Raw genomic sequence first — 24,640 nt, forward strand, 5'->3', positions numbered from 1 at the left:
GGTTGCTAGGTAATGTCGAAAAAAATTCCTCAACGAAACATAGCACAACTTAGCATCACTACTAAGACAGTCCGCAAGCTCTTAACTTACGTCCCAACACACAACAGAAGAGGCTCCGTTATGCATTTCGGCGATTGATCCTAAACTTGCTTCCCAGTGTCCTCTCACTCCACAAGCGTAATAAAAACCGCGACCTCTACCTCTTTTTTGAGGCACTATTCAGTTATTAAATTCAGTTATTAATTTTAGGATAAATCCAGAAGAAAGTCAATATGTTCCAGCAAAGGAATTTATCAAGAGGACACAAACAGCATGAAATTAGCGTAACATTTTCCTTACGAAATAGAAACTAATACGAAAAAAGCAACCATTCCTAAAGGAACAGTTGCTTTTTACTTAAGCTTTGACAGCTTTTGGTTCACGACCTAAAATAGCTTGAAGAACAGTCAATACACCTAAAGAAGCTAAAATTGTATAAATTAGACTTGAGTAAGTTAAGATACCGAAATCCCAAGTTTTGTAAACTAATAAAACAATTGCTAAGGCGATAATAGCGATAACGTTGAAGAACGCAAAAGCCCAAAGATTTCCGTTTTCTTTACGAGAAAGATAAAAAACAGAGAACCAAATGCTTAAAACGCCCCAAGCGATGCAGGCAATAATTGCAGCCCAATAAATAATAAATGCGACCATTGTTGTTTCACCTCACTTTTACTCATGCATATTTTACCACGAGTTGAGAAATTTGTCACAAACTCTTTCAAGATAAATCAATATATAGGTAAGAAGTTTTCAAAAAGTGGAAAAACTTTTGGTGCTAATGTTAAAATACGTTATAATATAGAAGATTAGGAGCTGAATCGATATGCAAGATATCACGCAAGCCGAAGCAATTCATTGGTTGGCAACCCAACAAAAAATCACATTTTTAACAGGTGCGGGTATCTCGACAGCCTCAGGTGTGCCAGATTATCGTTCCTTAAAAGGTGTCTATCAAGGAATCCAGCAACCGGAATACTTATTGAGCCGGACTTGCTTAAAAACAGAGCCAGAAAAGTTTTATCAATTCGTTAAAACGCTCTATCATCCAGACGCACAACCTAATATCATTCACCAGAAAATGGCCCAATTAGAGCAAATGAAACGGGGAAAAATTGTTTCACAAAATATTGATGGGCTTCATCGAAAAGCAGGTAGCCAAGAAGTGGTGGACTTTCATGGTAATTTATATGAATGTTATTGCCAAACTTGTGGTGCAACGGTTCCTTGGCAAGACTATTTGCTTAGTGATCGGCACGCAGACTGTCATGGACAAATCCGTCCAGCTATTACTTTGTATGAAGAAGGACTATCCGAAGAGGCAATCGAAAAAGCCATTCAGGCCGTTGCTTCTGCCGACTTAATCGTGATTGTCGGCACGAGTTTTCAAGTGCATCCATTTTGCAATTTGATTCATTATAAACAACCAACGGCAGCTATTTTAGCCATTAATCAAACGCCGCTATTTTTACAACAACCTTATTATTTTTTAGAAGCGAAAGCCGAAACGATATTTGCAGAATTAACGATAAAGGAGTAACGGAATGGAAGAATTTAAATCAGAAAAAGAAAAAATGATCGCAGGTGCACTATATTTTGCCTCAGATCCTGAATTAGTGGCTGATCGCAAAAAAGCCCGTGAACAAATGGCGTTAATTAACCAACAACCAGACACTTATATTCGTCGTCAATTAATAGAAGAAACGTTTGGAAAAGTGGGTGTCGGGACGTACATCGAACCGATGATTCAATTTGATTACGGCTACAACATTTCTGTGGGAAAAAATTTCTATGCCAATTTTAATAACGTTTTTTTAGATGTTTGTCCAATCGAAATTGGCGATAACTGTATGTTTGGACCTAATGTGCAACTTTATACAGCCGAGCATCCATTACAAGCAGCCAAGCGTAATAGCGGAATGGAATCAGGGAAACGAATTATCATTGGCAACAATGTTTGGATTGGCGGTGGAGCGATTGTCCTTCCTGGCGTAACATTAGGCGATAATGTAGTGGTAGCAGCAGGCGCTGTTGTGACCAAATCGTTCCCAGAAAACTGTGTGATCGCAGGTAATCCAGCACGGATAATTAAAGAATTGACTGAAGATGACGCCCCAACAACTTCTTTAGAACAACAACGAGCAAAGATTAACCAAATCGATAAGGAACTGGTCCGTTTATTAGAACAGCGGATGGATGTCGTCGCAGAGATTGCTGCAGTGAAAAAGAAAGCAGGTCATGCGGTTTTTGATTCTGAAAGAGAACAACAAGTATTAGAAACTATTCTGAATCATGTTGAAAATGCCGAGTATGAAGAAACATTATCTGAGACTTTCCAGGGAATTATGGACGCCTCTAAACGTTTCCAAGAAAAACATTTAGGAGAGTGAGGCGAAGGTCGTGGATGGAGAAATCAGAAGAAGAGAGATTGTTAAAAGATTAAGAGAGACCGAAAAGCCAATTAGTGCCACTCGTTTTGCAAAAGCTTTTGATGTCAGCAGACAAATTATTGTAGGAGATGTCGCTCTATTACGGGCGACAGGGGTCGAAATTGTCGCAACAGCTCGAGGGTATATGTTGGAACAACCTTTAGAAGGAATTGAACGGAAAATTGCTTGTCAACATACACCTGAACAAACGAGAGAAGAATTGTCAGTCATTGTTGCCAAAGGTGGAGAAGTGGTAGATGTGAGTATTGCACATCCGCTTTATGGGGAATTAATCGGCAGTTTGCGCATTCAATCAGAGAAAGATATTGATAAATTTATGGACAAGTATCAAAAAGAGCATGCTACATTACTATCAGTTTTAACAGGAGGCGTCCATCTGCATACTATTCGCTGTGCAGACGAAGAAACTTTCCAAGAAATCAAAGAGGCGCTTCGAAAAAAAAGTATTTTGTTTGAAGGATAACGAGAAAAAGAGAGGACGTTGATGTTTGTTCAAGCCCTTTCTTTTTTTTCTTAGAAAATTACCAAAAAAAGATAGAAGAATTTGTGAATTTTCTTCTATTTTTTTAACTTTTTGCTAGAAATTTTTTATGAAACAGTATACTATTAAAAAAGGAGCCATTTAAACAATAACTATGTCAATTATTATGTTGGTACATAAAAATAAATGGAGAAAAATAAAAAAGGAGAATGAGTATGAAAAAACAATTTGCCCTGTTCTCTACCTTATTACTTTTAGGTTCATCAATGCCAGTAGGTGCATTTGCAGAAGGTAATAACTTGGTAGCTGAAAATAGTTCTGTTGCAGAAACAACCGCAGAAGCAACAACTGCTGAAGCCACTGAAACGACAGCGACTAGTGAAACAACAGAAGCGACAGAAGAAACAACAACTGAAACAGAAAGTTCAACCGAATCAAGTGAATCTACAACCACGGAGTCCACGGAAACGTCAGGAACCGAAACGACAGATTCCACAACGGATTCAACATCCACAAGTACGACAGAATCGACTACTGACTCCACCTCAACGAGTACAACAGAGTCAACCACAGATTCTACGTCAACAAGTACAACTGAATCAAGTACCACGCCGACGACCACACCAAGTTCTTCTAAAGAACAGCCAAAACCTGGCACGAGTACTTCTGAATCAAAACAGCCGGCGAAACCAGTGACACCAACAGCGCCAGCTGAAAAGCCAGTAGAACAACCAGCAGCGTCAACACCGCAGCCCGAAATAGTCCCACCAGTTACAAATGAAACGGTTGGGTTAGTGGAAGACGATGAGACGTTTACGGTCAGCAAAACGAAGAAGACAGAAGAGTTTATTCAAGAAATCGGTGAATCTGCTCGGAAAGTGGCCAAGGACAAAAACTTATATGCTAGTGTGATGATTGCTCAAGCAATTTTAGAAAGTGGCAGCGGCAATAGTAAATTAAGCCAGAAACCAAACTACAATTTGTTTGGTATTAAAGGCGATTACAAAGGTCAATCTGTTTCTTTTATTACCTATGAAGACAATGGTTTTGGTAACCTATACACAGTAGAAGCAAAATTCCGTCAATATCCAACGTATAAAGAATCAATGGAAGATTATGCGAAATTATTGAAAAATGGTTTAGATTCCAATAAAGATTTCTATCATGGTGTCTGGAAAACGGAAGCCAAATCATACAAAGAAGCGACGCGTTTCCTAACAGGAAAATATGCAACGGACAAAGATTACCATAAGAAATTAAATGCGTTAATTAAAACATACGATTTAACTTATTATGATAAAGAAAAAGCAACCGTTGAACCAATGGAATCAAATTTCCCAGCCTATAATGGCAAAAACTATGACACCTTTAATAGTTATGCTTGGGGCAACTGTACACAATATGTCTACAACCGTATTACGCAATTAGGTAAACGTGTGGACTTAACAATGGGGAATGGTCAAGATTGGGGCGAAACAGGTCGTGCACGCGGGTACAAAGTAAGTCGTACACCAAAAGCAGGCGCAGCGGTTTCCTTCCCAGCTGGCGTTTTAGGCGCAGACAATACTTATGGTCATGTCGCATTTGTGGAAAAAGTCTTTAAAGATGGTAGCATCTTAATTTCTGAAATGAACGTGAAGGGATTAAACGTTGTTTCAACACGTACAATCTCAGCCGATGAAACACATTTAATGAACTATATCGTTCCAAAAGATAAATAAAAAAATCAGCTCTTTGTCAATAAGAACGAATGAGTTGGAAAAATCAAAGCTAGCACTGAAGAAGCAATTTTAATTCTTCAGTGCTAGCTTTTTTTGTGGCAAAAGTTCTCTCCAATAAAGTTTAATACATTCAGTTATTGCCAGGAGGCTTCAGGTCGGGATGAGTTAGCAACAGTCGCTGAGAGCTATATTTTTTTTAGGTAGAATCATTTACTTTTAGGTGAAAGATGTCTTATAATTGTAAGCGGATACAAAAATAAAAAAAGAGGTGGGTAAATGAGTAAAAAAGAAATAAATCAAGTAGTTGCCAGTAGCTATCAATTGTATATTAATGGAGAGTGGACAACAGGTAGTGGTAACAAAATGATTGCTAGTTACAATCCTAGTAATGGTGAAAAATTAGCAGAATTTGTTGATGCCACAAATGCAGATGTGGATCGAGCTGTAGAAGCAGCTCAAGAAGCGTTTCAGACATGGAAAGATGTTGATGTTGTAACAAGAAGCAATCTTTTATTGAAAATTGCTGATTTGATTGAAGAAAATCAAGAACATTTGGCTATGGTGGAGACTTTAGATAATGGAAAACCGCTTCGGGAAACGCAATCAATTGATGTCCCTGCCAGTGCAGACCATTTTCGGTATTTTGCTAGTGTGATTCGTGGAGAAGAAGGGTCTGTCAAAGAATTTGATAAGGATACGTTATCCATTGTTGTGAAAGAACCCATTGGTGTTGTGGGTCAAATTATTCCGTGGAATTTCCCCTTATTAATGGGCGCTTGGAAATTAGCGCCAGCGTTGGCAGCAGGTAATACGGTTGTGATTCATCCGTCCTCGAGCACATCATTAAGTCTGTTGGAATTGTTTAAAATTTTTGATCAAGTCTTGCCGAAAGGAGTAGTGAATTTAATCACCGGTCGTGGTTCTGATTCAGGAAATTATATGTTGGCACATCCAGGGTTTGATAAGCTAGCTTTTACAGGTTCAACAGAGGTGGGGTACACTGTCGCTAAAGCGGCGGCCGACCGCCTAATTCCAGCCACTTTAGAACTTGGCGGAAAATCAGCCAACATTATTTTTGAAGATGCCAATTGGGAACGTGCATTAGAAGGCGTGCAGTTAGGGATTTTATTCAATCAAGGGCAAGTTTGTTGTGCTGGGTCTCGTGTGTTCGTTCAGTCAGGTATTTATGATCAATTTGTAGAAGCTTTAAAGGAAAAGTTTGAACAAGTGAACGTTGGTTTCCCGTGGGAAAAAGATGTTGAAATGGGCGCTCAGATCAATGAGCATCAATTGGAAGAAATTTTAAAATATGTCGAAATTGGTGTGAAGGAAGGAGCTACGCTGATTACTGGTGGGCAACGTTTAACAGAAAATGGGCTAGACAAGGGGGCGTTTTTAGCACCTACGTTATTAGCGAATGGCACGAATACAATGTGCGTGGCCCAAGAAGAAATCTTTGGTCCTGTTGCAACAGTGATTAAATTTGAAACGGAAGAAGAAGTCATTCGTTTAGCTAATGATTCTGAATATGGTCTAGGTGGTGCCGTCTTTTCTCAAAATATCAATGTGGCATTACGGGTTGCTCGTGGTGTACGGACAGGTCGGATGTGGGTCAACACATACAATCAATTGCCTGCGGGCGCGCCATTTGGCGGTTATAAAAAATCAGGAATTGGTCGAGAAACGCATAAATCAATGCTAGATGCTTATACGCAAATGAAAAATATTTACATTGTGACAAAAGAAGAAGCAGATGGACTGTATTAAGTAGTGTAGTGAATTTTAGATAACAAACTTATTTTTGGCTATTGTTATTTTTCGAGCTAAACAAAACAATAATTTTTTGAAAAAATTGGGTGATGAGTAAAGTAAAACAAATTAAAAGTAAAGCCTGGTACAAAAATCACTTTGGATTTTTGTACCAGGCTTTAAAGCGGAGTAACAATAGTGTTCACTCTTGGTTGTTTTTAATTTTCGAATATTGAATATTATAGAAGGAGTTATTTTGCTTCTTCTGCTTCAAATTTAGCAAAAGCTGTTTCAATAACTTCTTTTAATGCAGAAGCAGAAGCTTCCATTTTTTCTTGTTCAGCATCTGTTAATGGAATTTCAATGACTTGTTTAACTCCTTGGCGGTTGATGATCGCTGGTGCACCGATATAAATATCGTTTTGACCATATTCACCTTCTAAATAAACAGATAATGGTAACACAGAGTTTTCATCGTTTAGGATAGCTTTAGTGATACGCGCTAGTGCCACCGCGATTCCATAGAAAGTAGCTCCTTTTTTCTCGATGATTGTGTAAGCAGCGTCGCGTACGTTGAAGAATAAATTAACCATTGCTTCTTCATCAACGTCAGGATTATTTTTCACCCATTCGTAAATTTGTAAGCCAGCGACATTCGCATGTGACCAAACTGGGAATTCTGTATCTCCGTGTTCCCCTAAGATGTAGGCATGGACATTTCGTGCATCAACGTCAACTAATTCGGCAATTGCTTGACGGAAACGAGCAGAATCTAGTGAAGTTCCTGAACCGATTACTCGTTCTTTCGGGAAGCCAGAGAATTTCCAAGTTGAATAAGTCAAAATATCGACTGGGTTTGCGGCAACTAAGAAGATACCGTTGAAACCAGAATCAACAATTGTTGTAACGATTTCTTTATTAATTTTCAAGTTTTTATGAACTAAGTCTAAACGAGTTTCGCCTGGTTTTTGAGGCGCGCCAGCTGTTAAGACAACTAAGTCTGCATCATGGCAATCGTCATAAGTAGCAGCATAGATTTTTTTAGGAGAAGTAAATGCTAATGCGTGAGATAAGTCCAACGCGTCTCCTTCAGTTTTTGGTACATTAATATCAATAATCCCAACTTCTTGAGCAATATTCTGAGTTACTAAAGCAAAGGCATAGCTAGAACCTACGGCACCGTCCCCGACTAAAATTACTTTTTGGTGATCTTTATTCCCTGCGGCTGCAGTCATGTGTACCATTCCTTCCTCTACATTCTTTTTCGTGAGCAACGAGTTTTTATTTCCTGTTGCTAAAGTGATAGTAACATGGTTTGTAAAAAATGTCACGAACTTTGATTGTAAAAATGATACAGTTTTCAGACCTGTTTCAAAATGGTAGCTCTTACATGTGCGTAATTTCACTATCTTACGCATATTTAAATTTCTAAAAAATTTTTTTACATCTTTCTTAATCTTCAAAGACTGCGAGTTTTTTTATTTCTATGGTATAATGAATAAAACTGGGTAGCGCATACGCTTCCCAGCCATTTTGTGTTGGCAAGCTTATAATCCAAGGAGAATGAAAGATGAAAGTAATCGTAGGACTGGGAAATCCCGGTAGTAAATACAAAGAAACAAAACACAACATTGGCTTTATTACGCTAGATGAAATTGCGTATCGGCAAAATGTTTCGTTTAATAATAGTAATTTTGAAGCAGATATTGCAGAGTTTTTTATAGGGACTGAGAAAGTATTGTTAGTGAAACCATTAACATTTATGAATGAATCAGGTCGCTCTGTTGGTCCGTTGTTGACCTACTTTGGGGTAGATGAGGAAGACTTGATTGTTATTTATGATGACTTAGACTTAGAGGTCGGTAAAATTCGTTTACGGCAAAAAGGTAGTGCTGGCGGCCACAATGGGATAAAAAGTCTGATTGCCCATTTAGGAACAAATGTCTTTCCTAGAATTAAAATTGGCATTGGTCGGCCCTCAAAAAATGATACAGTTATCCACCATGTACTAAGTACTTTTCCCAAAGAAACACACGAAGAGATGTTGCTTGCTGTAAAAAAAGCAGCCGATGCCGCTTTATATGCATGTGAAGGACATACGTTTGTTGAAACAATGAATCAATTTAATGGAAAATAGCAGAAAGGAGGGCCCTTGTTTGAATATTATCGAACGAATTAGCCAAACAGAAATTGCTAAATCATGGCGCAGTCAACTAATGACAACAGGAACGCGCCAACTAATTACTGGGTTATCAGGCTCTGCTAAAACATTACTGATGGCAGGCGCTTTACAAAAGACGCATCAAAAAATTGTTATTGCGGTCCCAAACCTATACTATGCCAATCAATTAGTAGATGATTTTTTAAATATTTTACCTTCAGAACAAGTTCATCTATTTCCAGTAGATGAAGTGTTATCCGCCGAAATGGCCTTTTCTTCACCAGAAGCGCGCGCAGATCGAGTGAGTGCGTTAAATTTCCTGATGACAGCGAATGCAGGAATCGTGGTCGTACCAGTAGCTGGACTACGAAAATATTTGCCAACGAAAGAAACGTGGCAAAATGCGCAACTTCATTGGGAAATCGGGACAGAAGTAGAACCTGAAATCCTCGCGCAACGCTTAGTGTTAATGGGCTATGAACGCCAATCGATGGTCGGAAAGCCTGGCGAATTTAGTATTCGCGGAAGCATTATTGATGTCTATCCGCTAAATGCCGAATACCCTGTTCGGGTGGAACTGTTTGATGTTGAAATCGACTCAATCCGTTATTTTGAAGCGGATACCCAACGTTCATTAGAAAATCTTGAAGAAGTAACGATTTCACCAATGACTGATTTAGTATTCTCAAAGGCAGATATGAATCATGGCATGACGAGGTTACAAGATGCTCTAGAAAAACGTTTAGCGACAGCTAAAGATCAAACGGAGACCGATTTTTTAGAAGAATATTTTGGTCAGTTGCTGTCTTCTTGGGAACAAGGGATTCCTACAGAAAATGCTCACTATTATACAGATTTTCTGTACCAACAAAAAACTACGCTGTTAGATTATTTACCAGAAAATAGTTTGCTTTTTGTGGATGATTATTCTCGTATGATGGAAACGGAGCGAGAAATCGCTAGAGAGGAAGCGGAATGGCAAACCCTGAAAATTGAAGAAATGCGCGTGTTTTCTGAACAAACTTTTGGCGTAGACTTTCATGATCAATTGCGAAAAACTGCACGAAATACGACCTTCTTTTCACTTTTTCAAAAAGGAATGGGGAATCTTCGTTTCCAAGAAGTCCATAATTTCCAATATCGTTCAATGCAACAATTCTTCGGTCAAATGCCGTTGCTAAAAGCGGAAGTGGACCGTTGGCAAAAGCAAAACCAAACGGTCGTTGTTTTTGTTCCTACGAAAGAACGGATTCAAAAAGTCGAAGAGCTATTTCAGGACTTTGACATACCTAGTGTAGTAAGCAATTGGGATCAGTTGTTAGATGGGCATGTCCAAATTGTCCAAGGGGCATTACAAACAGGGTTTGAATTACCTAAAAACAAGCTCGTGGCGATTACGGAAAAAGAAATTTTTCATACAACGACCAAAAAACGGGCACGTCGTCAAACAATCTCTAATGCGGAACGTTTGAAAAGTTATAGCGACTTAAAAACGGGCGATTATGTCGTTCATGCGAATCACGGGATTGGTAAATATATTGGTATGGAAACCTTAGAAGTTGATGGGGTTCATCAAGATTACATGACTATCTTGTACCAAAATGATGACAAGTTATTTATTCCAGTAACACAATTGAACTTGATTCAAAAGTTCGTTGCTTCCGAGTCTAAAACGCCGAAAATTAACAAGCTAGGCGGCAGTGAATGGACGAAAACCAAACGAAAAGTTGCTTCGAAAATTGAAGATATCGCGGATGATTTAATCTTACTTTATGCGACAAGAGAATCGGAAAAAGGCTATGCTTTTCCGCCAGATGATGCGTATCAAAAAGAATTTGAAGAGGCTTTTCCGTATTCTGAAACAGATGATCAATTACGTAGTGCTGCCGAAATTAAACACGACATGGAAAAATCTCGACCAATGGATCGTTTGTTAGTTGGCGATGTAGGGTTTGGTAAAACAGAAGTGGCTTTACGAGCGGCTTTCAAAGCTGTTAGCAACAATAAACAGGTTGCCTTTTTAGTGCCAACAACTATTTTAGCGCAACAACATTACGAAACGATTCAAGAGCGGTTTGAGGGCTTTCCTGTAGAAATTGGTTTATTAAGTCGTTTCCGCACGAAAAAACAGCAAAATGAAACAATTGAAAAAATTAAACATGGCCAAGTAGATATTGTGATTGGTACCCATCGTTTATTGTCGCAAGATATTAATTTTAGTGATTTAGGCTTGTTGATTATTGATGAGGAACAACGGTTTGGAGTGAAACATAAAGAACGACTAAAACAATTGCGTTCACAAGTGGATGTCTTGACGTTAACAGCAACACCAATCCCAAGGACCCTTCATATGTCGATGTTAGGTGTCCGTGATTTATCCGTCATCGAAACCCCACCAGAGAATCGTTATCCGATCCAAACGTATGTCATGGAAAATAATCCTGGGGCGATTCGGGAAGCGATTGAGCGAGAAATGGCCCGAGATGGCCAAGTCTTTTATTTATACAATCGAGTAGATACGATTGAACGAAAAGTTGAAGAGTTACAAGCACTAGTTCCAGATGCACGAATTGCGTATGCACATGGTCAAATGACAGAAGTACAACTGGAGAATACTTTGTTTGATTTTATTGAAGGACAATATGATATATTAGTCACTACAACGATTATTGAAACAGGAGTAGATATTCCTAATGCTAATACCTTGTTTGTAGAAAATGCGGACTACATGGGCTTATCTACGTTGTATCAATTACGTGGTCGTGTGGGGCGTAGCAATCGAGTGGCCTATGCTTATTTTATGTACGAACAGCAAAAAATCCTAAACGAAGTTAGCGAGAAACGTTTAGAAGCAATTAAAGACTTTACGGAATTAGGTTCTGGGTTCAAAATTGCGATGCGTGACCTTTCCATTCGAGGGGCCGGAAACCTTCTTGGTGCCCAACAACATGGCTTCATTGATTCGGTTGGGTTTGATATGTACTCGCAGATGTTATCTGAGGCAGTTGCTCGTAAACAAGGAAAAAATATCCAAGACCAAAAAACGTCTGTTGAAATTGATTTGGGCATTGATGCTTATATTCCAGGAACGTACATTACAGACGAACGACAAAAAATTGAAATTTATAAACGGATTCGTCAATTAGAAAATATGGATATGTACGAAGAATTAGAAGCGGACTTGTTAGACCGCTTTGGAGAGTATCCTGACGAAGTGGCGCATTTATTAACTACTGGCCGTATCAAAATGGATGGCGACCGTGCCTTGTTAGAAAGTATTCGTAAACGCGACCAAAAAGTCAAGTTTGTGTTAAGTAAAATTGGCACAAAAACATACTCTGTGGAGCAGTTGTTTGAAGCGTTATCGGCAACCAGCTTAAAAGCGGATCTAGCAGTTGAGAAAGAACAAATGACTATTTCCTTGAAGTTGCCGAAAGATTGTAAAGAAGCTGTTTGGATTCAAGAAATTGCTACTTTTACAACCGCATTGCGACAAGAAAAATACAAACATTCGCAAGAAACGGATTCCCTTTAAAAGGAGGCCTAGAAGATGGCACAAAAAGAAATGCAACGAATGATGCAAGGTGCCGTTGTGTTAACCATTGCTTCCTTCATTGCAAAAGTGTTGAGTGCGTTTTATCGCGTTCCTTTTCAGAACTTTGTAGGGGATGAAGGATTTTACGTGTATCAGCAAGTTTATCCAATCTATGGGATTGCGATGACATTAGCATTGTCAGGCTTACCGCAATTTATTTCCAAAATTGTTGCTGAACAACCAGATATTCGGAGTCAAAAACAAGTGTTGCGCCAACTATATCCCTATGTGTTATGGTTAGCGATTGCTTGTTGGGCCTTCTTTTTCTTTGGTAGTCAAGAAATTGCTATTAGTATGGGGGATGCTGCACTCCAACCATTAATGGAAGTTGTTTCCTTTACCTTTTTACTCGTTCCAATTCTTTCCTTCTATCGTGGGAATTTTCAAGGGCATTTGTTGATGGTGCCTAGTGGTATTTCACAGGTGATGGAACAGTTTGTGCGTGTCGGGGTTATTCTAGTAGCTGCGTTGTCCTATCATTACTTTGGTGGCTCCATTTACCAAACGGGGACGGTGGCCATGAGTGGTGCGTTGGCTGGCGGTGTCTTAGCGGTACTTGTCTTATGGTACTACAATCGAAAAATTCTTAGTGGAAGTACGGAATACTTGCATCAATGGAAGATTATGCCTCAAACCACAGGACTATTTAAACGTTTAATGATTGAGGGTGGTTTGGTCTCTTTATATAGTGCTTTTCTGATTCTATTTCAATTAATTGATTCCTTTAAAGTAAAAAATGCTCTCATGCTTTTCGGGCTCTCTGATTTAGCTGCGAAAGTGGACAAAGGGGTCTATGATAGAGGACAACCACTAGTTCAATTAGGATTGGTAATTGCTTTAGCTTTAAGCTCGACCTTTTTACCAGGTTTGACAAAATATTTTATGAAAAAAGACCGTCAACAATTTTTACAAGTTGCAAAAATCTTTTTGCGTCTTACCACAACCTTGGCATCGGCGGCTTCGATTGGTCTGATGATGTTATTGCCGTACATGAACTTTACGCTTTTTAAAGATTATAAAGGCAACGATGTTTTAGGGGTGTATGTTTTATCCATCGCTTTTATGGCCATTATTCAGGCCTACCAAAGTATTGAACAAAGTCGCAATCGTTTTAAAGGTCCTTTAGTGGCAGCTGGTGTGGGCTTATTAGTGAAGTTACTGACAACAGGCTTTTTCACCATTCGTTGGGGAACATTAGGTGCTAGTTGGTCTACTATTCTTGGGTTACTAGCGACGTTATTCGTTTTAGTCCGACAATCGGATGCAGCGATTAATTGTTTTGTTCGAGAACGAAGCTTTTTGAAAAAATTGTTGCTTAGTTTAGCAATCATGATGCTGTCATTACTGGTCTATCAAGGAATTATCTCCATCTTGTTCCAAGGTGTGCATCACCGAAGTCAAGCGTTTTTCGTTACAGTTTTAGGTGTTGCAGTGGGTGGTACAGTTTTTATTGGCACCATCATTAAGTTAGAATTATTTACGATACGTGAATGGTTAAGTTTACCGTATGGCGCAAAAATTTTACGGATGAGACAAAAAAAATAAAAGAGGTGAATGTGATGCGGTTAGATAAATTTTTAAAAGTTTCTCGCATTATTAAAAGAAGAACAGTTGCCAAAGAAGTCGCTGATAAAGGTCGGATTCAAATCAACGGAGTCTTAGCCAAATCTTCTAGTACTGTGAAGATTGGTGACCTTGTCAAAATTCAATTTGGGAACAGAATTTTAGAAGTAGAAGTCCTGCAACTAAATGACTCTACGAAAAAAGAAGATGCCACAAAAATGTATGAGATAAAATCAGAAACACGTGTCTCTGAAGAATAAACAGGTGAGGATGGAGCGCTTGGCAAGTTCATTGAAAAGATGAATATTCCAAGCGCTTCATCCTTTCAGCGTTTTAATGAAACAGACGCGCCGCTTTTGAAAAAAATTAATAAATCAACCACTGTTATTTCAAAAGCAAAGAATATTTTAGAAAAAAGCTTGATTTTCTTTAACTTCTCTGAAATTAACATTAGACAAGGTTCTTAGATGTTGGTATAATAAAACGGACAATCCAAAGCGAGTGGAGCGAGACGATGGGAAAGAATGAAAAAAACTCGAAGAAAGTTGCGGCATTGGAAAATGACTACACGAAAGAACAGTATGTCGAATTCCAAAAACAACAGAAACAATTGATTTTTAGACGCAGACGCTTGGCAGCGATTTTTCTCGTGGCCTTCATTATTTTTGCCTTTTCTGGCATCCAATTGATGAAAGATTATCATCGCTTAGGTGCTTTCAAACAAGAACGAGCAGATGCAATTGCTGAATCCGTAGCAGTTGATAAGAAGGTCAAGGATCTAAAAAAAGACGTTGCTTTGTTAAAAGATGATGATTATGTGGCAAAATTAGCACGTAGCCGTTTCCTTCTCTCAAAAGAAGGCGAACAGATTTATCCCACACCAGAACAAATGAAAAAAACACAGACTTTTGGAGCGGAAGAAAGCAAGAGCAGTTCAGAAAAAAATAGTCAATCACAGTCTTCAACTGAAACAACTAAGTCTTCAGCTGAATAAACTGCAATTATAATTAGGGAAAAAATAGGAGGAACAATTTTTTTATGTCAATCGAAGTAGGAGCTAAATTGCCAGGAAAAGTGTCAGGGATTACTAACTTTGGTGCATTTATTGATTTAGGAGAAGGAAAAACTGGGTTAGTACACATCAGTGAAGTGTCTAATGGATTCGTTAAAGATATTCATGATGTATTAACAGTAGGTGACGAAGTAACAGTGAAAGTAACCTCAGTTGGTGACGACGGCAAAATTGGCTTATCGATCCGTAAAGCGCAAGAGCCAGCAGAAGGGCAACAACCAAAACGTGAATTTCAACGTCGTGAAAACAATTATGAGAATCGTGACCGTAATCCACGCGCAGGGGGCAAAAAGCCTTTCAATAAACCACAAGCAAATAACAATAACAATAAACAAGATTTTGACTCATTGATGAGCTCTTTCTTGAAAGATAGTGATGACCGTTTATCTTCATTAAAACGTAATACTGAAGGCAAACGTGGCGGACGTGGCGGACGTCGCGGCTAAGCACAAACAAATAGGGGGACTGGGGATAACGAATGGGTTATTTCTCGGTTCCTCTTTTATTCTAAGGAAGAAAGAAGGGCGAACAATGTTTTGGCAGTTTTATAAACGAGGAAAAGAACAAGGATTTTGGCAACCGCATCAAACAATCGTGGTCGCCGTTTCTGGTGGTGTAGACTCCATGGCCCTTTTGACGTTAATGGAACAGGTGGCAGAAAAAGAACAATTACAATTGGTTGTTGCACATGTCAATCATCAATTGCGAGAAGCGTCGGCACAGGAAGCGCAATATCTCGCTACCTATTGTCAGCAGCGAGAGCTAATGTATTATGAAACACGTTGGGAAGACCCTGAAAAGCAACGAAATTTAGAAGCAAAAGCGCGCACATTTCGTTATGAATTTTTTAAAGAAGTCATGGAAATTGAAGGTGCAGCGGTCTTAATGACGGCACATCATCTAGACGATCAAGCGGAAACGATTTTAATGAAGCTGATTCGAGGAACTAATTTTTCCCATTCCGCGGGCATTAAAGAGAGACGTCCTTTTGCGACAGGGGAATTGATTCGTCCGTTACTTATTTATCCAAAAGAAGAATTGTATCAATTTGCACAGCGCCAAGCATTCGTTTATTTTGAGGACGAAACGAACCAAACCAATGAATATTTGAGAAATCGGCTCCGTAATCAGGTTTTGCCGCTATTAAAGCAGGAAAATCCGCAATTCTTAGATCAGATTGCTTCTTTTAGTAATGAACAACGTTTTGCCCAAGAATTTATTCAAGAACAAATTGAGCCTCAATTATCTGAAGCCGTAGAACCGACCAAACAAGGCTGGCGCATTCCTTTGAAGAGATTATTAAAAGAAACGCCTGCGTACCAGCACTTCTTTTTAACCGCGTTTTTCCAAAAAACATTAGTGCCATTAGGGGTTTCGTTAAACCAACGCCAGATGACACAAATTTTAAAAGTTTTGAATGATGAACGGCAACCGCAAGGCTCGGTTATGTTAGAACAGCAATGGCAACTAGCTAAAAGTTATGATTGGCTATGCTTAGAACAAAAACAGGCTGCACTGCGAGAAGAAGTTACACATTTATTAGTACCTGGTGCGGGGATTTATTTATCGGAAACCGAGTGGCTAGGATTAATTGCGACAGACAAACCGTTTCCTCTTCCTGAAGAGATTAATCAATGGGCGGGCCAGTTGTTGGCAATCCCGTTGACCACAGCCACACCTTTGACCGTTCGTCATCGCCAAAGTGGTGATCGGATTACATTAAAACCAGGGTTTACGAAAAAATTAAGCAGAGTTTTTATTGATCAAAAAGTGCCAAATGAAGCGAGAGAGAGTGCTTGGGTCATTACGGATGAGCAAGAGGAAATCATTTGGGTACCAAAATTTGCAAATTCCTATTTGAGTATTCCTTTAGAAACTGATAAAATACACTACAGACTCCTTTTTAAGACAAAGGAGTAATGCTGAAAGGAGCGCACTATGATAGAAAAAGATATTGAGAAAGTCCTAATCTCCAAAGAAGAAATTCTTGCGAAGTCTGCAGAGCTTGGCAAGCAACTGACAGAAGAATATCAAGGGAAAAATCCTTTAGTGGTCGGTATTTTAAAAGGTGCAGTACCATTTATGGCTGATTTGACTCGTGAAATCAATACTTATTTAGAATTGGACTTTATGGATGTATCTAGCTACGGCAACGCGACAGTTTCTTCAGGCGAAGTAAAAATTGTCAAAGACTTGGACACAAATGTCGAAGGTAGACATATTTTAATCGTAGAAGATATCATCGATAGTGGTCGTACATTAGCGTATTTAGTAGATTTGTTTAGATACCGTAAAGCTGCATCTGTGAAAATTGTTACCTTATTAGATAAACCAGAAGGCCGTGTAGTAGACATTAAAGCTGACTACGTAGGGTTTGATGTGCCCAATGAGTTTGTGGTCGGTTACGGATTAGACTATGCAGAAACGTACCGCAACTTGCCTTATATTGGCGTTTTAAAACCTGAAGTTTACGAATCAAATTAATATCTATCAAGGAATTAATTGTGTTACAATGTAAAGGTCAGGATTGATAAAAGAATAACATGAATTGTAATGATGAGCATAAGGAGGACAGGCATGAACAAAAAGAATAATGGCATGAAAAATGGTTTATACTACGTCTTAGTAGTACTTGCCATGGTCATGGTTGTCTATTTCATTTTTGGAAATAACAACCAACAATCGCCAGACATCGATTACTCAACCTTCCAACAACAATTGGAAGACGGAAAAGTCAAAGACATGACCATTCAACCAACCAATGGGGTTTACCGGATTGAAGGTCAGTATAAAGAAAAACAAGAAGTGAAAGACACAGGTGGTCTGTCATTGTGGGGCTCAACGCAAGCGTCGTCAAAAGGCTTCACAACAACCGTTTTACCTAGTGATACAACCTTAGCTGGCATTCAAGATGCGGCACAAAATAACAAGGTGAAGCTAGTTGTCAAAGAACAATCAACAAGTGGTGCTTGGTTGTCACTGTTGTTTAGTTTCTTACCATTAGTGATTATTTTCTTCTTCTTCTACATGATGATGAGCCAACAAGGCGGTGGCGGTGGCGGCGGTGGCCGTGTGATGAACTTCGGTAAATCAAAAGCCAAAGAAGCCGATAAAAAAGCTAACCGTGTCCGCTTCTCAGATGTAGCTGGTGCGGAAGAAGAAAAACAAGAATTAGTTGAAGTAGTGGAATTCTTAAAAGATCCACGTCGTTTCGCTGAATTAGGCGCACGGATTCCTGCGGGCGTACTATTAGAAGGACCTCCAGGGACTGGTAAAACGTTACTTGCTAAAGCCGTAGCAGGTGAAGCAGGTGTGCCATTTTACTCAATCTCAGGTTCAGATTTCGTTGAAATGTTTGTCGGGGTCGGTGCTAGCCGTGTCCGGGATTTATTTGAAACAGCGAAGAAAAACGCGCCTGCGATTATCTTTATCGATGAAATCGATGCAGTTGGTCGTCAACGTGGTGCTGGTATGGGTGGCGGACACGACGAACGTGAACAAACCCTTAACCAATTATTAGTTGAGATGGATGGTTTTGATGGCAATGAAGGAGTTATCGTAATTGCTGCAACGAACCGTTCAGACGTGTTAGACCCAGCGTTGTTACGTCCAGGTCGTTTTGACCGCCAAATCTTGGTAGGACGTCCAGATGTCAAAGGTCGTGAAGCGATTTTACGTGTTCATGCGAAAAACAAACCGTTAGCTGATGACGTTGATTTGAAAGTTGTTGCACAACAAACACCAGGTTTTGCTGGTGCTGATTTAGAAAATGTCTTAAACGAAGCAGCCTTAGTTGCCGCTCGTCGTAACAAGAAAAAAATTGATGCTTCTGATGTGGATGAAGCCGAAGACCGCGTAATTGCTGGTCCAGCTAAAAAAGATCGCGTGATTAATAAAAAAGAACGCGAAATGGTGGCTTACCATGAAGCGGGACACACAATCGTTGGTTTAGTCTTAAGCCGTGCCCGTGTTGTCCATAAAGTAACAATTATCCCTCGTGGTCGCGCAGGCGGTTATATGATTGCTTTACCAAAAGAAGATCAATTCTTAATGACTAAAGAAGATATGTTTGAACAAATCGTTGGCTTACTTGGTGGACGTACAGCAGAAGAAATTATCTTTGGCGTTCAATCAACAGGGGCTTCAAATGACTTTGAACAAGCAACAGGGATTGCCCGTAGCATGGTAACGGAATATGGAATGAGTGACAAATTAGGACCTGTTCAATATGAAGGAAACCATCAAGTCTTTGTCGGTCGTGATTATGGTCAAACAAAAGCTTACTCAGAACAAGTGGCGTTTGAAATCGATCAGGAAGTTCGCCGTATCTTAATGGATGCTCATACAAAAGCGCATGAAATTATCGAAGCGCACCGTGAACAACATAAACTAATCGCTGAAAAACTATTAGAATATGAAACATTAGATGCAAAAGCAATCAAATCATTATTTGAAACAGGTAAAATGCCTGAAGGTACTGACAGCGACTATCCTAGTGAAAAAGAAGCGCAAACATTCGAAGAAGCAAAACGTGCTTTAGAAGAAAAAGAAGCGCAAAAACAAGTTGAAGAAAAGCAAGACTTTGAAGAAGCGAAAAAAGAATTACATGATGAAGCAGAAGAAGTCAAAGTAGAAAGCGAACAAACAGAAAAAGAAGTCCAATCTGAAGAGAAAAAAGATTCAGATTCCAATTCTGAATATGATCGCAATAACTACGAAGATCGTTATAAATAACCAATTAGTAGAAGGTGCAGTATTTGTCGAGTTGACGAATACTGCACCTTCTATAATATTAAGATATTCTATAGAAGGAAGATTATTTGGTTGAAAAAACACCTGATTCCTAGTATTATCTGACTAATGGACAAAAAAGCACCAAGAGAAGAGGAAAAAGAATGGAAGATTATTTAGTAAAAGCCCTTTGTTATAAAGGTTCAATACGAGCATATGCCATCAGTGCCACTGAAACTGTTAGCGAAGCGCAAAGAAGACATGATACATGGAGTTCTTCTACTGCAGCGTTAGGGCGCACATTGATTGGAGCCCTTTTACTAGGAGCGACTTTAAAAGGTGACGATAAATTAACTGTAAAAGTACAAGGAAATGGCCCAGCTGGCGCTATTATTGTCGATAGTAATGGCCGTGGAGAAACAAAAGGCTACATTAAAAATCCACATGTCAGCTTAAAGTTGAATGCAACAGGTAAAATTGATGTACGTGGCGCTGTCGGTAACGAAGGAATTTTCACAGTCATTAAAGATTTAGGATTAAAAGAAACCTTTTCTGGACAAACACCTATTGTTTCTGGTGAAATCGGTGAAGACTTTACATATTTTATGGCGGTCTCTGAACAAGTTCCTTCAGCTATCGGTTTAGGTGTATTGGTGGACACGGATGAATCTGTGAAAGCAGCCGGTGGTTTTATGATTCAAGTAATGCCAGGTGCCGATGAAAGTACCATTGATTTTATTGAACAGCGTCTAGCGGAAGTACCACCAATTTCACAATTACTAGAAAATGGAGAAACACCTGAACAAGTCTTGTATCGCTTATTGGGAGAAGACGAAGTAGAAATTTTAGAAAAAATGCCTGTACAATTTAAATGTGACTGTTCCAAAGAAAAATTTGCGACCGCTTTGATTGCTGTTGGGATCGATGAATTAAATGCGATGATTGATGAAGATCATGGAGCAGAAGCAGTTTGTCAATTCTGTAACAATAAATATCACTATAGTGAAGAAGAATTAATTGAACTTCGCGATGAAGCGATTCGCAATACGAAACAAAAGTAGGAGGAAAGACTATGTGGAAAATTGGAGACGTTGAAATCCCCAACCGTGTTGTCGTAGCTCCGATGGCGGGTATTAGTAACGCCGCTTTTCGTGTGACTGTAAAAGAATTTGGCGCAGGATTAGTCGTTTGTGAAATGATTAGTGACAAAGGAATTAAATTAAGAAACAAAAAAACCTTAGAAATGCTATATATTGATGAGCGAGAATATCCTTTAAGTGTACAAATTTTTGGTGGAGATAAAGAAACATTAGTGGAAGCTGCTAAGTTTGTGGAAGAAAATACGCAAGCGGCGATTATTGATATTAACATGGGTTGCCCTGTCAATAAAATAATTAAAGCTGAAGCTGGTGCGAAATGGTTGCTGGATCCGAATAAAGTGCATGAGATGGTTCACGCAGTCTCTTCGGCAGTTTCTTTGCCTGTCACTGTAAAAATGCGAACAGGCTGGGATGAAGATCATCTATATGCTGTAGACAACGCTTTGGCTGCCGAACAAGCAGGTGCTTCGGCAATTGCTATGCATGGTCGGACACGTGTCCAAATGTACGAAGGGACAGCCAACTGGGACGTTTTAAAGGAAGTGAAAAAGCATTTAACCATTCCTTTTATGGGAAATGGAGATGTTAAAACGCCTGAAGATGCTAAACGCATGTTAGAATATGTTGGAGCGGATGGTGTGATGATTGGTCGAGCTGCTTTGGGCAATCCTTGGATGATTCAACGGACGAAAGAATACTTGGAAACGGGCGAATTGATGCCTGAGCCTTCACCAGCTGAAAAAATTAACATTGCAAAAGTTCATTTACAACGATTAGTGGATTTAAAAGGTGAAAAAATTGCGGTCCGTGAGTTTCGCCAACATGCTTCTTACTATCTAAAAGGAATCTCGCGAGCGGCCAAAGTCAAAGTTGCGATTAACCAAGTTGAAACACAACAAGCAGTTGTCGATTTACTTGATGCCTTTGTAGAGAAGATTTCCAAAGTTGCTGTAACTACTATAGAAGAATAAAAAATTCAAGCCGAAAGTAAAATTCGGCTTGCTTTTTTTCGAATTACTGTGGCATTATTAGGATAGGTTAAAATCAAGAATGGAGGAACAACAGTGGCAGAAGAACAACAAGCGCATTTAGAGGATTTAAATGATCAAATGCTCGTGCGCCGCGAAAAAATGGAAGCTTTACGTGAAGAAGGGATTGATCCTTTCGGTAAACGTTTCGATCGCACTCATAATTCAGCAGAACTTCATGAACAATATGATAATCATACAAAAGAAGAACTTAGTGAAATGAATACAGAAGTCAGCGTTGCTGGACGTATGATGACAAAACGTGGTAAAGGAAAAGCTGGTTTCGCCCATTTGCAAGACCGTGAAGGCCAAATTCAAATTTATGTTCGGAAGGACCAAGTTGGAGACGAAGCCTATGAACTATTTAAACATGCTGACTTAGGCGACTTCTTTGGTGTGACAGGTCAAGTAATGAAAACCAATACGGGGGAAGTTACTGTTAAAGCTCAAACAATTACGTTATTAACTAAAGCTTTGCGTCCATTGCCAGATAAATACCATGGATTAACGAATGTGGAACAACGCTATCGTCAACGCTATTTGGATTTAATCAGTAACAAAGAAAGCTTTGATCGTTTCATGAAACGCAGTCAAATTATTAGCGAAATCCGTCGTTATCTAGATGGCAATGGCTATGTCGAAGTAGAAACGCCTGTCTTGCATAACGAAGCAGGAGGAGCTGCTGCTCGTCCATTTATCACACACCATAATGCATTAGATATGGACTTATACTTACGCATTGCCCTAGAGTTACATTTAAAACGTTTAATTGTCGGTGGCATGGAAAAAGTATATGAAATTGGTCGTGTCTTCCGTAATGAAGGAATCGATACCACTCATAACCCAGAATTTACAATGCTAGAAGCTTATACCGCTTATACTGATTATCAAGATGTGATGGATTTAACAGAGGGAATTATTCGTAATGCTGCGGAAAAAGTCTTAGGAACTACTGATATCACGTACGATGGTCAAGCGGTTGATTTAGGCAGTCCTTTCAAACGTCTACACATGGTAGATGCGGTCAAAGAACAAACGGGCGTAGATTTTTGGCAAGAGATGACGATAGAAGAAGCCCGTGCGTTGGCTAAAGAACATAATGTTGAAATTACAGATGCCATGACAGTCGGTCATATCATTAATGAATTTTTCGAAACATTTGTAGAAGATACGTTGCAACAACCAACATTTATTTATGGTCACCCAGTAGCTGTTTCACCATTAGCGAAGAAAAATCCAGAAGATGGTCGTTTCACTGACCGCTTTGAACTATTTATTATCGGAAAAGAGTTTGCTAATGCATTTACAGAATTAAATGATCCAATTGACCAACGTGAACGTTTTGAAGAACAAGAAAAAGAACGGGAACAAGGAAATGATGAAGCACACGGAGTAGATGAAGATTTCATCGAAGCCTTAGAATATGGCTTGCCACCAACCGGAGGATTAGGTATTGGGATTGATCGACTAGTTATGTTATTAACCGATGCTCAATCAATTCGTGATGTATTATTATTCCCAACAATGAGATAAAAAAAGATGCCCTTAAGGGCATCTTTTTTTTGTATTCGCAAAAAATTAAATAAAAAAAGAATAGAAAAACAATTGAAACCAATTCTTTTTTTCTAAAAAAATCGAAGATGAGTAATAAAAAGAATGGGTAATCTGATAAAAAAACGAACTTTATCTAATCGGATAAGAAAGAATAATCGGTATTGAAAAAAAGTTTAAAAAAAGTGAAAATAATGATTGACCAATGCTTGAAATCTTGGTATATTATTACATGTCGCAAGGCGAGTCACACAGCTGAGCGATTCAGAAATCAATAATTAAATAACAATTCTTGATTTCAAATCTCTCGAAAAAAGTTTGAAAAAACAACAAAAAAGTTGTTGACAAATAACAAACGAGATGATAAGATATAGAAGTTGTCACAACAGACAACAACAACCAAGCAAAACAACTTAAAAAAACTTTTTTAAAAAAGTTCTTGACATTCAAACGAAAGTTTGTTATGATATAAAAGTTGCTGCGAGGTAACGTAGACCTTTGAAAACTGAACAAAGAATAGACGAACCAAATGTGTAGGGCGTCTTGATTCAATTCAAGACAACAAACATTTTTAACAAGCAAGCAATATGCTAGCAAACAAATTGAGCTTAACAATCGCAAGATTGTTCTAACTTTTATTATGAGAGTTTGATCCTGGCTCAGGACGAACGCTGGCGGCGTGCCTAATACATGCAAGTCGAACGCTTCTTTCCTCCCGAGTGCTTGCACTCAACTGGAAAGAGGAGTGGCGGACGGGTGAGTAACACGTGGGTAACCTACCCATCAGAGGGGGATAACACTTGGAAACAGGTGCTAATACCGCATAACAGTTTATGCCGCATGGCATAAGAGTGAAAGGCGCTTTCGGGTGTCGCTGATGGATGGACCCGCGGTGCATTAGCTAGTTGGTGAGGTAACGGCTCACCAAGGCCACGATGCATAGCCGACCTGAGAGGGTGATCGGCCACACTGGGACTGAGACACGGCCCAGACTCCTACGGGAGGCAGCAGTAGGGAATCTTCGGCAATGGACGAAAGTCTGACCGAGCAACGCCGCGTGAGTGAAGAAGGTTTTCGGATCGTAAAACTCTGTTGTTAGAGAAGAACAAGGACGTTAGTAACTGAACGTCCCCTGACGGTATCTAACCAGAAAGCCACGGCTAACTACGTGCCAGCAGCCGCGGTAATACGTAGGTGGCAAGCGTTGTCCGGATTTATTGGGCGTAAAGCGAGCGCAGGCGGTTTCTTAAGTCTGATGTGAAAGCCCCCGGCTCAACCGGGGAGGGTCATTGGAAACTGGGAGACTTGAGTGCAGAAGAGGAGAGTGGAATTCCATGTGTAGCGGTGAAATGCGTAGATATATGGAGGAACACCAGTGGCGAAGGCGGCTCTCTGGTCT

The 24,640-nt window shown here is 39.4% G+C and carries 19 protein-coding genes, 1 rRNA gene and 1 riboswitch (1 of these 21 running past the window's edge); of the genes, 18 read left to right on the top strand and 2 right to left on the bottom strand.

Going from position 1 to position 24,640, the window contains the following annotated elements:
* Positions 1-32 precede the first annotated feature (32 nt).
* A riboswitch (Lysine riboswitch) is annotated at positions 33-207 on the bottom strand.
* Between the two features lie 189 nt (positions 208-396).
* The gene (locus IGL48_RS00915) at positions 397-693 is read right to left on the bottom strand and encodes a hypothetical protein (RefSeq protein WP_002356244.1); all 297 of its coding nucleotides are present in this window, start codon (positions 691-693) and stop codon (positions 397-399) included.
* A 172-nt stretch (positions 694-865) separates the two neighbouring features.
* Between IGL48_RS00915 and IGL48_RS00920 the strand changes: the two genes are divergently transcribed.
* From IGL48_RS00920 to IGL48_RS00940, 5 genes are all read left to right on the top strand, one after another.
* A complete protein-coding gene (locus IGL48_RS00920; RefSeq protein ID WP_048949627.1) occupies positions 866-1,579 on the top strand; it encodes an NAD-dependent protein deacylase in 714 nt (237 codons plus the stop codon).
* A gap of 4 nt (positions 1,580-1,583) precedes the next feature.
* Positions 1,584-2,429 (top strand): chorismate mutase, encoded by an 846-nt coding sequence (locus IGL48_RS00925; RefSeq protein WP_002363448.1) that lies wholly within the window; start codon positions 1,584-1,586, stop codon positions 2,427-2,429.
* A gap of 10 nt (positions 2,430-2,439) precedes the next feature.
* On the top strand, positions 2,440-2,952 hold the full coding sequence (locus IGL48_RS00930) for a transcription repressor NadR (RefSeq protein WP_002356248.1): 513 nt from the start codon (positions 2,440-2,442) through the stop codon (positions 2,950-2,952).
* A 227-nt stretch (positions 2,953-3,179) separates the two neighbouring features.
* Positions 3,180-4,691 (top strand): glucosaminidase domain-containing protein, encoded by a 1,512-nt coding sequence (locus tag IGL48_RS00935; RefSeq protein ID WP_048949626.1) that lies wholly within the window; start codon positions 3,180-3,182, stop codon positions 4,689-4,691.
* 276 nt (positions 4,692-4,967) lie between these two features.
* The gene (locus IGL48_RS00940; RefSeq protein WP_048949625.1) at positions 4,968-6,458 is read left to right on the top strand and encodes an aldehyde dehydrogenase family protein; all 1,491 of its coding nucleotides are present in this window, start codon (positions 4,968-4,970) and stop codon (positions 6,456-6,458) included.
* A gap of 233 nt (positions 6,459-6,691) precedes the next feature.
* Here the strand turns inward: IGL48_RS00940 and IGL48_RS00945 are convergent, their stop codons facing one another.
* Positions 6,692-7,675, bottom strand: a complete 984-nt coding sequence (locus tag IGL48_RS00945) for an L-lactate dehydrogenase (protein ID WP_002356251.1) — start codon at positions 7,673-7,675, stop codon at positions 6,692-6,694.
* 335 nt (positions 7,676-8,010) lie between these two features.
* Between IGL48_RS00945 and pth the strand changes: the two genes are divergently transcribed.
* The 13 genes from pth to IGL48_RS01010 all read left to right on the top strand — a co-directional run.
* Entirely contained in the window at positions 8,011-8,577 is a 567-nt protein-coding gene (gene pth, locus IGL48_RS00950) for an aminoacyl-tRNA hydrolase (RefSeq protein WP_002361556.1), read from the top strand.
* Positions 8,578-8,596: 19 nt separating this feature from the next.
* Complete coding sequence (gene mfd, locus IGL48_RS00955; protein WP_033660024.1) at positions 8,597-12,136, top strand: transcription-repair coupling factor; 3,540 nt, start codon at positions 8,597-8,599, stop codon at positions 12,134-12,136.
* A 15-nt stretch (positions 12,137-12,151) separates the two neighbouring features.
* On the top strand, positions 12,152-13,741 hold the full coding sequence (locus IGL48_RS00960) for a putative polysaccharide biosynthesis protein (RefSeq protein ID WP_048949624.1): 1,590 nt from the start codon (positions 12,152-12,154) through the stop codon (positions 13,739-13,741).
* A gap of 14 nt (positions 13,742-13,755) precedes the next feature.
* Positions 13,756-14,019: an RNA-binding S4 domain-containing protein gene (locus tag IGL48_RS00965; protein WP_002356255.1), complete on the top strand. Its 264-nt coding sequence runs from the start codon at positions 13,756-13,758 to the stop codon at positions 14,017-14,019.
* A 254-nt stretch (positions 14,020-14,273) separates the two neighbouring features.
* Positions 14,274-14,753, top strand: coding sequence for an FtsB family cell division protein (locus IGL48_RS00970; protein WP_048949623.1), 480 nt, complete (start codon positions 14,274-14,276; stop codon positions 14,751-14,753).
* A 44-nt stretch (positions 14,754-14,797) separates the two neighbouring features.
* Positions 14,798-15,277, top strand: coding sequence for a S1 domain-containing RNA-binding protein (locus IGL48_RS00975; RefSeq protein WP_002356258.1), 480 nt, complete (start codon positions 14,798-14,800; stop codon positions 15,275-15,277).
* Positions 15,278-15,362: 85 nt separating this feature from the next.
* Positions 15,363-16,751: a tRNA lysidine(34) synthetase TilS gene (gene tilS / locus IGL48_RS00980; RefSeq protein ID WP_010821291.1), complete on the top strand. Its 1,389-nt coding sequence runs from the start codon at positions 15,363-15,365 to the stop codon at positions 16,749-16,751.
* Between the two features lie 18 nt (positions 16,752-16,769).
* Complete coding sequence (gene hpt, locus IGL48_RS00985) at positions 16,770-17,315, top strand: hypoxanthine phosphoribosyltransferase (protein ID WP_002356260.1); 546 nt, start codon at positions 16,770-16,772, stop codon at positions 17,313-17,315.
* 93 nt (positions 17,316-17,408) lie between these two features.
* Positions 17,409-19,565, top strand: coding sequence for an ATP-dependent zinc metalloprotease FtsH (gene ftsH, locus IGL48_RS00990; protein ID WP_002364513.1), 2,157 nt, complete (start codon positions 17,409-17,411; stop codon positions 19,563-19,565).
* Positions 19,566-19,726: 161 nt separating this feature from the next.
* Positions 19,727-20,623, top strand: coding sequence for an Hsp33 family molecular chaperone HslO (gene hslO / locus IGL48_RS00995; protein WP_002359370.1), 897 nt, complete (start codon positions 19,727-19,729; stop codon positions 20,621-20,623).
* A gap of 11 nt (positions 20,624-20,634) precedes the next feature.
* On the top strand, positions 20,635-21,633 hold the full coding sequence (gene dusB, locus IGL48_RS01000; RefSeq protein ID WP_002356263.1) for a tRNA dihydrouridine synthase DusB: 999 nt from the start codon (positions 20,635-20,637) through the stop codon (positions 21,631-21,633).
* Between the two features lie 93 nt (positions 21,634-21,726).
* The gene (gene lysS / locus IGL48_RS01005) at positions 21,727-23,223 is read left to right on the top strand and encodes a lysine--tRNA ligase (protein WP_002359372.1); all 1,497 of its coding nucleotides are present in this window, start codon (positions 21,727-21,729) and stop codon (positions 23,221-23,223) included.
* A 654-nt stretch (positions 23,224-23,877) separates the two neighbouring features.
* A 16S ribosomal RNA gene (locus IGL48_RS01010) occupies positions 23,878-24,640 on the top strand (it continues 798 nt past the right edge of the window).

The sequence above is a fragment of the Enterococcus sp. DIV1090 genome (assembly GCF_050537975.1).
In the GTDB taxonomy this organism is placed as follows: Bacteria; Bacillota; Bacilli; order Lactobacillales; family Enterococcaceae; genus Enterococcus; species Enterococcus faecalis.